Below are 14,720 nucleotides of genomic sequence, written 5' to 3' on the forward strand. Positions count from 1 at the left end.
GAGGATCGAGACTATCACGACTCGGCCGACTACCCCGACCCCGGTAGCGTGGTCGGCATGCCCGGAGCTGATGCGTCCTCATCGTCGTCCCTCTCCGGGCAGAATCTGCCCGAAGTCGCTCGGATCGCGCGTGACCTGATCCGCTTCGACACCTCCAACTGGGGTGGCGGCAAGGCGATCGGCGAGCGCGAGGCTGCGGAGTACGTCGGCGCCTACCTGGAAGCCCTCGGGCTGGCGGTCGACTACTTCGAGCCCATTCCGAAACGCACCAACGTCCACGCCCGGATCCCGGGCCGCGATGCGTCCCAGCCCGCTCTGATCCTGCACGGGCACCTCGATGTCGTGCCCGCCCCGGCGGAGGGCTGGAGCGTCGATCCGTTCGCCGGTGAAGTGCGCGACGGAATGCTCTGGGGCAGGGGAGCGGTCGACATGAAGGACATGGATGCCATGATCCTTGTCTCGATCGCCGATCTTCTGCGCGCCGGGGAGCAGCCCGAACGAGACGTGATAGTCACATTCTTCGCCGACGAAGAGAACGGCGGTGTAGAGGGTTCCCAACTCGTCGTCGCCCAGCGTCCCGAATGGTTCGCGGGGGCGACCGAGGCGATCAGCGAGGTCGGGGGCTACTCCATCTCGGTCGACGACCGCCGGGCGTATCTGCTGCAGGTCGGTGAGAAGGCCCTGATCTGGATCCGCCTGATCGCTCGGGGCCGTGCCGGTCACGGTTCCCGTCTGCACCCCGACAACGCCGTGACCCGCCTGGCCGAGGCCGTCGCTGCCCTCGGTCGTACGCAATGGCCCGTGCGCCTCACCGCGACGACGACCCAGTTGCTCGAGGGCCTCGCCGCCCTCACGGGAACAGGCACGGGCGACCCGGACGCGCTCGCGGCGCACGCGGGACCGGCTGAGGGATTCTTGCGTTCGACCTTCCGTACGACCACCAACCCGACGGGGCTCACCGCGGGCTACAAGCACAACGTGATTCCCGATCACGCCGAAGCGCTGATCGACGTGCGGGTTCTGCCGGGCACCGAAGAGGCGGCACTCGCCGACATCCGGCACATCATCGGTGACGACGTCGAGATCGAGATCGTGCACGCCGACATCGGCCTCGAGGTGCCTTTCGCCGGATCGCTGGTCGACGAGATGGTCGCGGTGCTCGGCGAGCACGATCCGGGTGTGCCCGTCATCCCGTATCTGATGGGCGGCGGCACCGATAACAAGGCGCTGGCGGCTCTCGGCATCGCGGGTTTCGGCTTCGCGCCGTTGCGCCTCCCCGCCGACCTGGACTTCACGGGTATGTTCCACGGCATCGACGAACGCGTGCCGATCGAGTCGCTCGAGTTCGGTCAGCGCGTGCTCACCGATCTGCTTCGCCGATACTGACTTACGGATGATCCGGTCTTTGGCCGCTCATCCGCTCCTGCCCTCAACACCTCGCACCGAAAGTGGCCCATGCAGTTCATCGAAGCCCTCATCCTCGGCATCGTGCAGGGACTCACCGAGTTCCTGCCCATCTCGTCGAGCGCGCACCTGCGCATCCTCGGCGAGTTCCTGCCGTCGGCGACCGACCCCGGGGCGACCTTCACCGCCATCACGCAGATCGGCACCGAGGCCGCGGTGCTCGTGTACTTCTGGGGCACGATCGTCCGCATCATCTCGCGCTGGGCGCACTCGCTGGCGGGCAAGGTACCCCGCAGCGACCCTGACGTGCGGATGGGTTGGCTCATCATCATCGGCTCCGTGCCGATCGCGGTTCTCGGATACCTGTTCCAGGACACGATCCGCGGCACGTTCCGAAACCTCTGGCTCGTCGCGATCGTGCTGATCGTGTTCGGCCTGCTGCTCGGTGCCGCGGATTACTGGGGTCGCCGCACGCGCGAGCTGAAGGACCTCACCTACCCGCACGGTCTGGCGCTCGGATTCGCTCAGGCGCTCGCGCTCATTCCGGGCGTATCGCGCTCGGGCGCGACGACGACGATGGGTCTGACGCTCGGCTACACCCGTCCCGCGGCTGCCGAGTACGCCTTCCTGCTCGCCGTGCCCGCCGTGTTCGGGTCCGGGTTCTACGAGCTCGTGCAGAGCTTCGAGGGCCCGAGTGGCCCCTACAGCCTGTTCGACACGGTCGCCGCGACGATCGTCGCGTTCATCGTGGGCCTCGCGGTCATCGCGTTCCTCATGCGGTACCTCAAGCGCGGCAGCTTCCTGCCGTTCGTGATCTATCGCCTGCTGCTCGGCGGCGCCCTGATCGTTCTGCTGTCGATGGGCGTGCTACAGCCGTACTGACCCGCGCCCATTCATCCGCGAACGGACGCAACACGCCGCGAGAACACGGGCCGTACGGCGGGTCGCGTCCGTTCGCGAGTGGCACGACGAGACGGTGAGTGATCGGCGGGCGCGTTAGCGGCGAGCGTCAGCGGCGCGGATCGTCGCGGCCGGGCTTGGACGGCCCGTCGCCGCCCCGGCGCAGGTAGCGCTCGAACTCCTGAGCGATGGCGTCGCCGGATGCCTCGGGCGAGTCCCATGTGTCGCGGGTGCGCTCGAGTTGGCGGATGTACTCCGTCATCTCTTCGTCGTCGGCGGCAGCGGCGTCGATGGATGCCTCCCACGTCGCCGCCTGGGTCGGCAGATCGCCCCGCTCAATAGGTGCGCCCGCGACATCCTCGAGGCGGTCCAGCAGCGCGAGGGTCGCCTTCGGCGAGGGCGTATGTCCTGCGACGTAGTGCGGCACGCTCGCCCAGAGTCCGACGGCGGGGATCCCGGCCTCTTCCGCCGCGGCCGAGAGGACGGACAGAATGCCGACGGGCCCCTCGTACGTGCTGCGCTCGAGGCCGAGGCTCTCTCGGATGCGCTCGTTCTCGGTACCCGCGAAAACCGAGATGGGGCGCGTGTGCGGGACGTCGGACATCATCGACCCCAGGCCGACGATGCCCGTGATGTCCTCGCGGAGGGCGACGTCGACGAGCTCGGCGGCGAACGCCTGCCAGGCCCGCGCCGGCTCGACTCCCGTGAGCAGCCAGAGCTGCGTGCCACGGGTGCGTTGCGCGGGACGAAGGATGGTCGCCTCGGGCCAGCGCAGCGAGCGACGCCCTTCGGCATCCATGGCCACCGATGGGCGCGTGTATTGGTAGTCGAAGTAGAGCTCCGGATCGACCGAGTGGACGGGTTCGAATTCTCCCGCGCCACGCAGCACCCCGAGGGCAGCCGAGGCTGCTTCGCCCGCGTCGTTCCACCCATCGAATGCGACGACGAGCACTCTGCGTCCGAGACCTTCCACCGCGCCTCCTCCCCGCGCCTCCTGGGCGTGCGGTCCACGTGATGACGGATGTCGTCGCGCGGAATCACTCCAGGATAGGCGCTCACGCTCGGGCACGGTCCAGGCTCGGCGCGAGGCGCTCGGTAGCATAGGGCGGGTGACCCATCCCCATCCGCGTGCTGTCCTGTGGGACATGGACGGAACCCTCGTTGACACAGAACCCCACTGGATGGCGGCCGAGACCCCGCTCGTGGAGAGCTTCGGAGGGACGTGGTCACACGAACAGGCTTTGCAGCTCGTCGGTCTCGGACTCGAAGACTCGGCCCGCATTTTTCAGGCCGCCGGCGTGCGGATGAGTGTTCCCGAGATCATCGATCGCCTGACAGACGATGTGCTGGCCTCGCTCGCGAGCGGCGGCGTGCCGTTCCGCCCGGGAGCGCGCGAATTGCTGATGGGTCTGCGCGAGGCGGGTATCCCGACGGCCCTCGTGACGATGTCGATGCGCCGGATGGCGACGTCGATCGTGGATCTGCTCGATTTCGACGCCTTCGACCTGATCGTCGCCGGAGACGACGTCGAACGGCCCAAGCCGTTCCCCGACCCCTACCTCAAGGCTGCGGAACTGCTCGGTGTCGAGATCAGCGACACGGTCGCCATCGAGGACTCCCCGAACGGGGTGCGCTCGGCGGTCGCGGCGGGCTGCACCGTCATCGGCGTGCCGAATCTCGTCTCGCTGGCGGGTACCGGCACCTCGGTCATCATCGAGACACTGGCCGGAGTGGGCGTCGCGGATGTCGCACGTATGCATGCCGAACGCGGCCTGCACGCCGGGCACGTCGCATGACCGGCGCCGAGCAGCACGAGGGTCCGCGCACGTCCGGGCCATTCGGCGCGGGTGATCGGGTACAGCTGACCGGTCCCAAAGGTCGCCTGCACACCATCACCCTGCGTGCCGGCGGCGAGTTGCACACGCACCACGGCGTTCTGCGTCACGAAGCGCTCATCGGGCTGCCGGATGGTTCGGTCGTGGAGAACAGTGCGGGTCACGAGTACCTCGCGCTCCGTCCGCTCCTGCGCGATTTCGTGATGTCGATGCCGCGCGGTGCCGCGATCGTCTACCCGAAGGATGCGGCGCAGATCCTCGCGCAGGCGGACGTCTTCCCGGGCGCGACGGTCGTCGAGGCGGGGGTGGGCTCGGGCGCGCTGTCGCTGTGGTTGCTGCGGGCGATCGGCCCGGCCGGGCAGCTGGTCTCGTTCGAGCGTCGCGCGGACTTCGCGGAGGTTGCCCGGGCGAACGTCCAGACCTTCCTCGGCGAGGAGCCGCCGACCTGGCAGGTCGTCGTCGGCGATCTCGCCGAGGAGATGCCCGCGGCGACCGAGCCCGCGAGTGTCGATCGCGTCGTGCTCGACATGCTGGCCCCCTGGGAGTGCATCGGTGTGGTTGCCGAGGCGCTTCGACCCGGCGGCGTCGTGATCTGCTACGTCGCCACGGCGACGCAGCTCTCGCGTGTCGCCGAGTTCTTGCGCGGCACGGCGCTGTTCACCGAACCCGAGTCATCCGAGACCATGGTGCGCGGATGGCACGTGGAGGGCCTTGCGGTCCGGCCCGACCATCGGATGGTCGCGCACACGGGCTTCTTGATCTCGGCTCGCCGTCTCGCTCCCGGAGCGATCGCGCCTGAGCAGAAACGCCGCGCCTCGAAGTCGAGCTACGGCGACGAAGACGTGGAGCTGTGGACACCGGGTGCCGTGGGCGACCGCGATATCACCGACAAGAACCTGCGCAAGCGGGTGCGCGAAGCGCAGCGTGCCGCCGACGCTCGGCGGATCGGCGACGGGACTGCCGACACCGCTGCAGACGATGGCTCGGACGTTGACTCTGACGCTGGCCCGGGCACTGCGCCTGACAGTGACGCCGAAGCGCCGACCGTAGACTGATGCCCGTGCGTAAATTCCTCGTAGCCGCGGTCGCGGTCGGTCTCGTCGGCGTCGGACTCGTCGGGTGCTCGTCGGCTGACACGACGGACACGTCGTGTGTCCGGCCCGCCTCTCCTGGGACCGAGCTCCCGGCGACCGTGACGGGCGCCTTCGGCTCCGAGCCCGAACTGGACGCGTATACCCCCGTGATCACGGACGAGACGGTCTGGACGGATCCCATCGAGGGTGACGGACTCGCCATCTCGACGTCTGATCAGCTCGTGCTCGCAGACATCGTGCTCTTCGACGGGTCGACCGGGGAACGCCTCGGCGCGACCCTCTTCGACGGCGACGCGGCGCAGGCGCGCCCGCTGTCGGAATGGACGACGACGTTTCCGGGGCTCGAGGATTCCCTCGTCTGTGCCCGTGAGGGAAGCCGCGTCTTGACGCTGATGCCGAGCGCTTCGTTGCCGGCCGAGTCCGCGGCGAGCCTGGGCCTGACCGAGGACGGCACGGCGATCCTGTCCGTCGACCTGCAGAAGGTCTATCTGCCGAAGGCGGACGGTGACGATCAGTTCGTGACCGAGAACGGCCTGCCGAGCGTCGTTCGCGCACCCGATGGACGTCCGGGGATCATCGTCCCCGACAGCGCCCCGCCGACGGATCTGAAGATCGAGGTCCTGAAGAAGGGCACCGGCGCCGAGGTGACCGGAGATGTGCCCGTTCGTGTCGCGTATACCGGTGTGCTCTGGGACGACAAGTCCGAATTCGACTCGTCGTGGGGCAAGACGCCCGTTTCGTTCTCGCTCGATCAGGTCGTCGAGGGGTTCGCGGAGGGTCTTCGCGGCCAGACGGTGGGTTCGCAGGTGCTCATCGTCGTCCCGCCCGAGCTCGGCTACGGCGATCAGGCGAACGGTGCGGTGCCGGCAGACTCGACGCTCGTGTTCGTGGTGGACATCCTGGGGCTCGACGAACTGCCGGAGTGATCCCGCGCCCCGTCTGGGGTTCCGTGCCCGCGCCTAGGATGGGTCCGTGCCGGAGAAGATAGCGCCCGAGGAGCGACTGCTCAGTCTGACCGTCGCGCTCATGGCACACCGGTACGGGCTGACGAAGGAGCAGATCCTCTCGTCCGTCTCGGGCTATCGTGAGGCGCGCGCGGAGGGTCGCAGCTCTGATGCGCTCGAGAAGATGTTCGAGCGCGACAAGGATGCTCTCCGCGACCTGGGAGTACCGATCCACACGGTGGGGGACCACGCCGACCCGGACGACATGCGCGAGGCGCGGTACGTGATTCCCAAGGCCGAGTACCTGCTGCCCGAGGACATCACGTTCACGCCCGCGGAGGTGGCTGTCCTGAACCTTGCCGCGGCGGTGTGGGGCGAGAGCTCGATGTCGGCGGACGCGAGCGCCGCTCTCCGGAAGATCCGTGCGCTCGGAATCGACGTCGACGAGCCCATCATCGGCTTCGCCCCGCGGATCTCGGCTCGCGACCCCGCCTTCGCCCCGCTGCGTCAGGCCAACGACCAGGCGCGCGTCGTGCGGTTCACCTACGTCAAGCCGGGCGACGACGTCCCGCGTGTGCGAACGGTCGAACCGCACGCGCTGATCGAATTCGAGGGCCGCTGGCACGTGCACGGGCTCGACCGCGATCTCGGGCAGACGCGCACCTTCCTGCTCTCGCGAATCGTCGGTGATGTCGTCCTGACGAAAGAGGGGTTCGATCCCGAGGTGCGCGTGGGTGCAGGGGAGCGCGCTCGTGTGGGGCTCGAGAGTGTGTCGGCGCAGAATTCTGCCGAGTTGCGCGTACAGGATTCGACCGAGGCCGCGGTGCGCCTGCGTCGGCGAGGTACGCGTGACGGGGACATCCTGCATGTCCGGTTCGTCGATATCCACGTTCTCGCCGATGAGCTCGCCTCCTATGGTCCCGAGGTGCGCGTCGAATCCCCGCCGGAGCTGCGGCGCGAGGTCATCGCGCGGTTGCAGCGGACCCTCGAAGCGCACGGGGTGAGCGCATGAGTGCCGACAAGCCGCTTCTCGCGATCGACCGCGTCGCGATCGTGATGAATCTCGTGCCTTATCTGGTGGAACGCGGGCCCGTCTCGGTCACCGAGGCCGCGCGCGAGCTCGATGTCGCGCCCGACGTCTTGCGACGTTTGGCCGAAGGGTTGGTCGTGATCGGCCTACCCGACGGCATGCACAACGAGCTGTTCGACATCGACTGGGATTTGCTCGACGAGCATGACGAGCTGCAGCTGCTCAACACCGTCGCCTTCGAACGGGCGCCACGGCTCACGGCGCGCGAAGCTGCAGCGCTTCTGGCGGGGCTGCAGCTCGCGGGTGCAGCACCGGGTGTCGCCGCGCAGGGTGTCGTGCCGGGGCTCATCGCGAAGCTCTCGCGCGGCGCGAGCACAGCGCCCGCCGAGTTGACGGTTGCGGCACATCCGGCGGACGAGGTGCGATCGGCTGTCATGGACGCGCTGGACCGCGGGTTCGCGGTGTCGTTCACGCATCAGAAGCCGGATGCCTCGCCCACCACCCGCACGGTCGACCCGGTCAAGATCATGGTCAAGGACGACCAGTGGTACCTGCGCGGCTGGTGCCACATGCGCCGCGACATGCGGACGTTCCATCTCGATCGCGTCAGCGACGTCGTGGTCACCGACATCCCAGCGGGCGCCCACGATGATCCCGAGGCGAGCATCTTCGGCACGGCAGACGGCCCCCTCGAGGCCACCATCCTTTTCAGCTCTCATGTCGCTCCACTTCTCGGGCAGTTCCTAGACCACGCGGTGGTGAAGGCCGAAGGAGCGCGGTCGAGCGCGGTGCTCCGGGTCGCCGATCCCACACAGCTGAAGCGCCTGGCCACGCGCCGAGGGGGAGAGGTCGAGATCGTCGCCCCGGACGAAGCGCGCATCGCCGCTGTGGAGTGGGCACGTGCGGGGCTTGCTCAGTACCGGTAGGTCGTCGCGCCTTCAGGACTGCCCCCGCACACCCGGGGTAGACTGAAATCTGCGCACGTTCTGGCGATACGACGGAGAGAGCACATGCTAGGAAACCTGACTGGATGGCACCTGCTGATCCTCCTCGCCGTGATCCTTCTTCTTTTCGGTGCCGCCAAGCTTCCCGCGCTGGCTCGCAGCATGGGCCAGTCCGCCCGGGTGTTCCGGGGCGAGATGAAGGCCATGAAGGAAGAGGACGCGGCTTCCGAGAGCGCGAAGGCAGACCAGACCGCCGCTCCCTATCCGCCGTCGGCTACGGGGCTCACGCCGCCCCCGCCGGCGGGAAGCCCCGAAGCCAAGCCGTAGTCGAGCGTGGTCACGACCGACGCGGGCGCGACCGTCTCGGAGGACGAACCGCGCCGCGATAAGCGGATGTCTCTCGCCGCGCACCTCGTGGAGTTGCGCAAGCGGTTGATGATCGCTGCGCTCGCGCTCGTGGTCGGCATGGTCGTCGCCTTCTTCATCACCGGGCCGATCATCGATCTGCTGACGGTCCCGATCAGGCAGATCGCGGAAGAAGAGGGGCGGACCTACGTCCAGCTGAACTTCGACACCGTGACCGGCGGGTTCGACCTGCGTCTGCGGATCTCGTTCGCTATCGGCCTGTTGATCTCGGCTCCCGTCTGGCTGTGGCAGGTCTGGGCGTTCATCATGCCCGGTCTCACCCGCAAGGAGGTCCGGTACACCTGGTCGTTCCTCGGAGCGGCCATCCCTCTCTTCTTCGCGGGGTGCACGCTCGGTTTCTTCCTGCTGCCCCACGTCATCGAGCTCATGGCGAGCTTCGTCCCGACGGGCATGGCTCAGTTCTACAAGTACGACATCTACTACGACTTCGTTTTCAAGTTCCTGCTCGTGATCGGCGTCGCTTTCGTCTTGCCGGTGTTCCTCGTGGCGCTCAACCTCGCCGGGATCATGAGCGGGATCGCCATCCTGAAGGGGTGGCGGGTGGCGGTGCTCATCGCGACGACATTCGCCGCGCTGGCGACGCCGGCGGCAGACATCGCCTCCATGCTGCTTCTGGCCGGGATGATGATCATCCTGTATCTCGCGGCCGCGGGGCTGTCGGTGCTCTTCGATCGGCGTCGTAGCAAGCGCCAGCCTCTCCTCCCGACGCCCGGGCTCGACGGGTGAGTCCCTCGGCCGAGGTCCCGTCGCCGGCCGAACGTTTCGCTGCGGCACGCGAAGCGCAGCGACACCCCGTGACAGCCGCTTTCGCCGCGGCGCAGCCGTTCGACCTCGACCCGTTCCAGATCGCCGGATGCCAGGCCCTCGAAGAGGGACGCAGCGTGCTTGTAGCGGCTCCCACCGGCGCAGGCAAGACGATCGTCGGTGAGTTCGCCATCCATCTGGCGATGCTGTCGGCACGCGGCAAGGCGTTCTACACGACGCCGATGAAGGCGCTCTCGAACCAGAAGTTCCGTGAGCTGCAGCAGGTCTACGGCGCCGACCAGGTCGGTCTGCTGACCGGAGACACGAATATCAACGGCAACGCCCGCGTCGTCGTCATGACGACCGAGGTGCTGCGCAACATGCTGTACGCCGACTCTCCGGCGCTGCGCGATCTCTCCTTCGTCGTGATGGATGAGGTGCACTACCTCGCCGACCGCTTCCGTGGTGCCGTGTGGGAGGAAGTCATCATCCACCTGCACCGCTCGGTGCGGTTGGTCTCGCTTTCGGCCACGGTGTCGAACGCCGAAGAGTTCGGCGACTGGCTCGATACGGTCCGCGGCGATACCGAGGTGATCGTTTCCGAGACCCGGCCTGTGCCGCTCGAGCAGCACGTGCTCGTGCGCAGCGACCTCCTGCCGCTGTTCGACGATCGGGCCGGGATCGCGACGGCGCAGGTCAACCAAGAGCTGATGCGCATCCGGTCGTTCAAGGGACCCAACTTCGAGAACAATCGGCGCGCGCAGAGCATGAACAGCGGTCGGCAGTCCGGTCGCTACGAGCAGTTGCGGGGGCGTCCACAGAAGGGCGGTCAACGCCCAGGAGGCCAACGTCCGGTGCGGCCGAGCAATGTGCAGCGCATCGAGCGGATGGATCGGCCCGAGGTCGTCGAACTGCTGCGCCGCAACAATCTGCTGCCCGCGATCTTCTTCATCTTCAGCAGAGCCGGGTGCGAACAGGCGGTCGCGCAGGTCCGACGCGCCAACCTCCGTCTCACGACTCCCGAGGAGCGCGCCGAGATCCGCGCTGTCGTGGAGGACCGGACGCGCTCGCTCCCCGACGAGGACCTGGCCGTGCTGGGGTTCTGGGAGTGGCGCGAGAATCTGGAGCGGGGCGTCGCGGCGCATCACGCTGGAATCCTCCCCGCCTTCAAAGAAGTCGTCGAAGAACTCTTCCAACGCAAACTCGTGCGGGCCGTGTTCGCGACCGAGACCCTTGCTCTCGGCATCAACATGCCCGCGCGCACCGTGGTTCTCGAGAAGCTCGAGAAATTCAACGGTGAGGCGCGGGTCGCCATCACGTCGGGGGAGTACACCCAGCTGACGGGCCGCGCCGGCCGGCGTGGGATCGACGTCGAGGGCCATGCGGTCATCCAATGGACCGAGGGGCTCGACCCGCAGGCGGTCGCGGCGCTCGCCTCGCGGCGCACATACCCGCTCCACTCGAGCTTCCGGCCCACATACAACATGGCCGTGAACCTCATCGACCGATACGGTCGGGCCCGCGCGCGCGAGCTGCTGGAATCCTCGTTCGCGCAGTTCCAAGCCGACCGGGCCGTGGTCGGCCTCGCCCGCCAGGTGCGCGAGCAAGAGGAGTCGCTCGCCGGCTACGAGAAGTCGATGACGTGCGATCGAGGCGACTTCGCCGAGTATTCAGGCATCCGACGCGAGCTGAGCGATCTCGAGAAGCAGAACCGCGGAGAGTTTCTCGGTTCGAAGGGTGCCCGCGAACGCCGGCAGACGCAGATCCGCGATCTCCGTACGCGAATGCAGCGGCATCCGTCGCACACCTGCCCGGATCGTGAGGCGCACGCGCGCTGGGCCGAGCGGTACTGGAAGCTCAAGCGTCAGACGGACAAGACCCGTCGCGAGATCGACACCCGCACGGGCACGGTCGCGCGTCAGTTCGACCGCGTCACCGATGTGCTCGCCGCGCTCGACTATCTGCGCGTGGGGGAGGACGGCGGAACCACGCTGACCGCCGAGGGACGCACGATGCGCCGGATCTACGGCGAGCGCGACCTTCTCGTCGCGGAGTCGCTGCGGCGTGGGCTGTGGGATCGGTTGGATGCCCCCTCTCTGGCGGCGCTTGCCAGTTGCCTGGTGTACGAGCCTCGCCGCGATTCCGCGGGTCCTGGCGAGCACGGACTCCCCGGTGGTGAGTTCCGCGTAGCGCTGAGCGCGACGGAAGAACTCTGGTCCGACCTGGATGACCTCGAGCGGGAGCACCGTCTGCCCGGATCGGAACCCCTCGCCACCGGCCTTGCGCGTGCGATACGCGCCTGGGCGCGCGGAATGCCTCTGGACCGTGTCCTCGAAGACGCCGACATGGCGGCCGGCGACTTCGTGCGGTGGTGCAAACAGTTGATCGATCTTCTCGATCAGCTCTCGATCGTCGCGGACGGAGAGTTGGGGCGCACGGCACGGACCGCGCTCGATGCGGTGCGGCGCGGGATCGTCGCGTACTCGGGTGTCTGAGCCCGTGACCCGGCCCCTGCTGCCGTTGTGGGCCGCCGTTCTCGCGTCGGTCGCTGCCGGGTTCTCACTCGATCTGGCGTACCCCGATGTCGCCTGGTGGCCCGCAGCCTTCGTCGCCGTCGTGCTCGCGCTCGTCGCGATCATCGGACGGGGCGCGTGGGGCGCCGTCCTGGTGGGATTCTCCTTCGGGGCACCCTTCTTCCTCTCGAATCAGGTCTTCACGGCACGCTATCTCGGCCCCGTTCCCTGGCTCGCCCTGTCGTTGTTCGAGGCGGCCATCACGGCCGCGTTGACGATCCTGATCGCGTTGGCATACCGATGGCTGCCCCGAGTCCTGCCGGGACTGTGGTCGCGTCTCATAGCGCTGCCGGCCGTCGTCGCCGGCTTGTGGTGCGTGCGCGAACTGGTCGTGGGGACCTGGCCCTATGGCGGATATCCCTGGGGTCGGGTGGGCATCACCCAGACGAACGGACCCTTTGCGGAGGCGACGTCCTGGGTCGGCATCACGGGATTGTCTTTCCTCGTGGTGGCGTTCTGTGCAGCGCTGATCGAATACGTGCGCGCCGCACGGTTCCGCGACCTGCGGACCGCGGCACCCGCGGCTGTCGTCATCCTGTTGATCGCCGTCGCGCCGCAGTTTCCCACCACAGACGCAGGAACCATGCGTGTGGGATCCGTACAGGGGAACGGTCCCTCGGGCTATTTCGATCGCGCACCCGCGAACGCCGTACTCGGCGCGCAACTCGCGGCCACCCGGCCGCTCTATGGCCAAGAGATGGACGTGCTGCTGTGGCCTGAGGGTGGCTTGGACTCGGACCCGTTGAACAATTCGGACACCGCGAGGACGCTGGATAATGTCGCCCAGGGTGTTGATGCGCCGTTGATCGTGAACGCCGCCACGGAACGGGACGGACTGTACTTCAACACGTCGATGCTGTGGGAGGCGGGGGAGGGCGCGGTTGCCAGCTATGACAAGAGGCACCCTGTACCTTTCGGTGAGTACGTCCCGGATCGCTGGTTCTACCGTCTGTTCGCGCCCGACCTGATCGACCTGATCCAGCGCGAGTACACCCCGGGCAGTGCCACGCCGCTCTTCGATGTCGATGATGTCGGTGTCGGCCTCGCGATCTGCTTCGACGTCATCTACGACGAGGTCATCTGGAACGGAGCACGCGAGGGTGCCCAGGTCTACATGTTCCAGACCAACAACGCGGATTTCCGGGGGACGGACGAGAATCTGCAGCAGCTGACATTCGCACGGATGCGCGCGATCGAAACCGGTCGGGCCGTGGTCAACCTCTCGACCGTGGGCACGAGCCAGGTGATCGCGCCTGACGGTCGTGTGATCGACAGTCTTCCCGTGGACGAGGCCGGCTACATGCTCACGGACGTTCCGCTGCGGACGGGACTGACGCCGGCCGTGGTGCTGGGCGACGTGGTGCCGATCGGGATCTCGGCCGTGAGCATATTCGCGCTCGCCCTCCTGGGGCTCGTCCTCAGACGGCGCAGCCGCAGGGTGTGACGTCGCACCCCGAACGCGAAGAAGGATCGGATGCCTCGGCATCCGATCCTTCTTCGTTCGTCGTGTGGGCTATGCCCCGAGCAGCAGGCTGTCGGGGTTCTGGCCGGCGCCGCGGCGTGCCCGCAGGTACGCGAGACGCTCCTCGAGGAGTTCCTCGAGCTCGGCCCGGGTACGGCGCTCGAGCAGCATGTCCCAGTGCGTGCGCGGGATCTTGTCGGCGCTGTGATCGATCGTCACGGCCTCGTTGTCGACGACCAGCGCGGCCTCGGCACCGCATGTGCGGCACTCCCAGGCCTCCGGTGCTTCGGCGTCGGCCGCGAACACCAGCTTCGTCTGTCGTTCGCACACGGTACACGCGTAGGTGTACTCCGTGCGCTCCATGAATACGACGCCCTCTTCGCTCTGTAGGCTCTGGGCGCCGAGACGCATGCCCCGTAGGCTGCGATCTGCCATCGTGTGGTCTCCTCGGCGTGGGTTTGACGGAGTCGTTTGACTCCTTCCTCCGGTATAACGTCATGACCTGGGTGGATCATCCGAACGGGCCGTGCGTGCGCGTCATTCCCAGTCAACGCACAGAGTCACGGCCCGCGTGTTCTCCCTGCCTATCCGATGGTGTCGAGGGCGACGTCGGCCCTGTCTGTGACGATCCCGTCTACTCCTCGTCCCACGAGACGGCGCATGTCCGCCGGGTCGTTCACTGTCCAGACGTGCACCTCCACACCCGCCGCGTGCGCCGCTCGGACGAGACGCGGGGTGAGGACGGGGAAGCGCCCGTGGCGTTCGGGGATCTGGATGGCGTCCACTCCCGCGAAGAGTCGGGTTGCAGCGCGCGATGAACCGAGCGCCACCGCGGCGACGAGGCGGGCGATTGTGGCAGTACCCGCGGATGTCGCAGGCTGCACGACAGCGGCCGTAGAGCGGGCTGTGGACATCGCGGCGAGGCGCCTGCGATCAGAGAAGCTCGTGAGCAGCACTCGCGCGCCGTGGGCGGCGACCTCGCGTCCCACGGACCTTGCCGCCCCCGGCGCCTTGACGTCCAGGTTGAACCGCAGGGTGGGAAACGCGTCGAGCGCCTGCGCAAGAGTGGCGAGACCACCGCGCGATGCCATCAGATCGCTGAGCTCACTCACCTCGACACTCGCGATCGGGCGGGGGTCGCCTGTCACCCGTTTCAGGTCACTGTCGTGGAACAACACGACGACCCCGTCGCGAGTGACATGGCAGTCGGATTCGACGTAGAGCACGCCGGCCGAGTGCGCCTGCGCCAGAGCGGCGAAGGAGTTCTCGGCGACGCCCTCACGCGCCATGCTCGGCGTCACGAGCCCGCGATGGGCGAGCACACGCGGCGTGCCTGCACCGGCGAACCAGGGGTGGCTCACGAG

Annotated in this window: 14 protein-coding genes; 11 read left to right on the plus strand and 3 right to left on the minus strand. The window is 67.7% G+C overall.

Annotation, left to right across the window (positions count from 1 at the left end; all coding sequences use genetic code 11):
* Window positions 1–57: 57 nt before the first annotated feature.
* Window positions 58–1,386 carry a M20/M25/M40 family metallo-hydrolase gene (locus ACIQ0W_RS02635; RefSeq protein WP_396641314.1) on the plus strand — a complete coding sequence of 443 codons (1,329 nt, stop codon included), beginning with the start codon at window positions 58–60 and terminating at the stop codon, window positions 1,384–1,386.
* Between the two features lie 69 nt (window positions 1,387–1,455).
* Window positions 1,456–2,286: an undecaprenyl-diphosphate phosphatase gene (locus ACIQ0W_RS02640; protein WP_396641315.1), complete on the plus strand. Its 831-nt coding sequence runs from the start codon at window positions 1,456–1,458 to the stop codon at window positions 2,284–2,286.
* 127 nt (window positions 2,287–2,413) lie between these two features.
* On the opposite strand, the gene ACIQ0W_RS02645 is transcribed toward ACIQ0W_RS02640, so the two are convergent.
* Window positions 2,414–3,277, minus strand: coding sequence for a PAC2 family protein (locus tag ACIQ0W_RS02645; protein WP_396641316.1), 864 nt, complete (start codon window positions 3,275–3,277; stop codon window positions 2,414–2,416).
* Window positions 3,278–3,413: 136 nt separating this feature from the next.
* On the opposite strand from ACIQ0W_RS02645, the gene ACIQ0W_RS02650 reads away from it, so the two are divergent.
* The 9 genes from ACIQ0W_RS02650 to lnt all read left to right on the plus strand — a co-directional run bounded on the left by ACIQ0W_RS02650 (window position 3,414) and on the right by lnt (window position 13,338).
* Window positions 3,414–4,100 carry an HAD family hydrolase gene (locus tag ACIQ0W_RS02650; protein ID WP_396641317.1) on the plus strand — a complete coding sequence of 229 codons (687 nt, stop codon included), beginning with the start codon at window positions 3,414–3,416 and terminating at the stop codon, window positions 4,098–4,100.
* Entirely contained in the window at window positions 4,097–5,194 is a 1,098-nt protein-coding gene (locus tag ACIQ0W_RS02655) for a tRNA (adenine-N1)-methyltransferase (protein ID WP_396641318.1), read from the plus strand. The genes ACIQ0W_RS02650 and ACIQ0W_RS02655 overlap by 4 nt, the downstream gene beginning before the upstream one ends.
* A gap of 5 nt (window positions 5,195–5,199) precedes the next feature.
* Window positions 5,200–6,159 carry an FKBP-type peptidyl-prolyl cis-trans isomerase gene (locus ACIQ0W_RS02660; protein WP_396641319.1) on the plus strand — a complete coding sequence of 320 codons (960 nt, stop codon included), beginning with the start codon at window positions 5,200–5,202 and terminating at the stop codon, window positions 6,157–6,159.
* Between the two features lie 46 nt (window positions 6,160–6,205).
* A complete protein-coding gene (locus ACIQ0W_RS02665) occupies window positions 6,206–7,189 on the plus strand; it encodes a helix-turn-helix transcriptional regulator (protein ID WP_396641320.1) in 984 nt (327 codons plus the stop codon).
* Window positions 7,186–8,133, plus strand: a complete 948-nt coding sequence (locus tag ACIQ0W_RS02670) for a helix-turn-helix transcriptional regulator (RefSeq protein ID WP_396641321.1) — start codon at window positions 7,186–7,188, stop codon at window positions 8,131–8,133. The genes ACIQ0W_RS02665 and ACIQ0W_RS02670 overlap by 4 nt, the downstream gene beginning before the upstream one ends.
* A gap of 84 nt (window positions 8,134–8,217) precedes the next feature.
* Window positions 8,218–8,478, plus strand: a complete 261-nt coding sequence (gene tatA, locus ACIQ0W_RS02675) for a Sec-independent protein translocase subunit TatA (RefSeq protein WP_304688184.1) — start codon at window positions 8,218–8,220, stop codon at window positions 8,476–8,478.
* 66 nt (window positions 8,479–8,544) lie between these two features.
* Window positions 8,545–9,303, plus strand: coding sequence for a twin-arginine translocase subunit TatC (tatC, locus tag ACIQ0W_RS02680; RefSeq protein WP_396641433.1), 759 nt, complete (start codon window positions 8,545–8,547; stop codon window positions 9,301–9,303).
* 68 nt (window positions 9,304–9,371) lie between these two features.
* Entirely contained in the window at window positions 9,372–11,816 is a 2,445-nt protein-coding gene (locus ACIQ0W_RS02685; protein WP_396641322.1) for a DEAD/DEAH box helicase, read from the plus strand.
* The gene (lnt, locus tag ACIQ0W_RS02690) at window positions 11,809–13,338 is read left to right on the plus strand and encodes an apolipoprotein N-acyltransferase (RefSeq protein ID WP_396641323.1); all 1,530 of its coding nucleotides are present in this window, start codon (window positions 11,809–11,811) and stop codon (window positions 13,336–13,338) included. Before ACIQ0W_RS02685 ends, lnt begins: the two co-directional genes overlap by 8 nt.
* A 69-nt stretch (window positions 13,339–13,407) precedes the next feature.
* Here lnt and ACIQ0W_RS02695 read toward each other — a convergent pair whose 3' ends face one another.
* Entirely contained in the window at window positions 13,408–13,791 is a 384-nt protein-coding gene (locus ACIQ0W_RS02695) for an RNA polymerase-binding protein RbpA (RefSeq protein WP_396641324.1), read from the minus strand.
* A gap of 149 nt (window positions 13,792–13,940) precedes the next feature.
* On the minus strand, window positions 13,941–14,717 hold the full coding sequence (locus ACIQ0W_RS02700; RefSeq protein ID WP_396641325.1) for a glycerophosphodiester phosphodiesterase family protein: 777 nt from the start codon (window positions 14,715–14,717) through the stop codon (window positions 13,941–13,943).
* Window positions 14,718–14,720 lie beyond the last annotated feature (3 nt).

The organism is Microbacterium sp., from assembly GCF_044340635.1.
GTDB lineage: Bacteria > Actinomycetota > Actinomycetes > Actinomycetales > Microbacteriaceae > Microbacterium.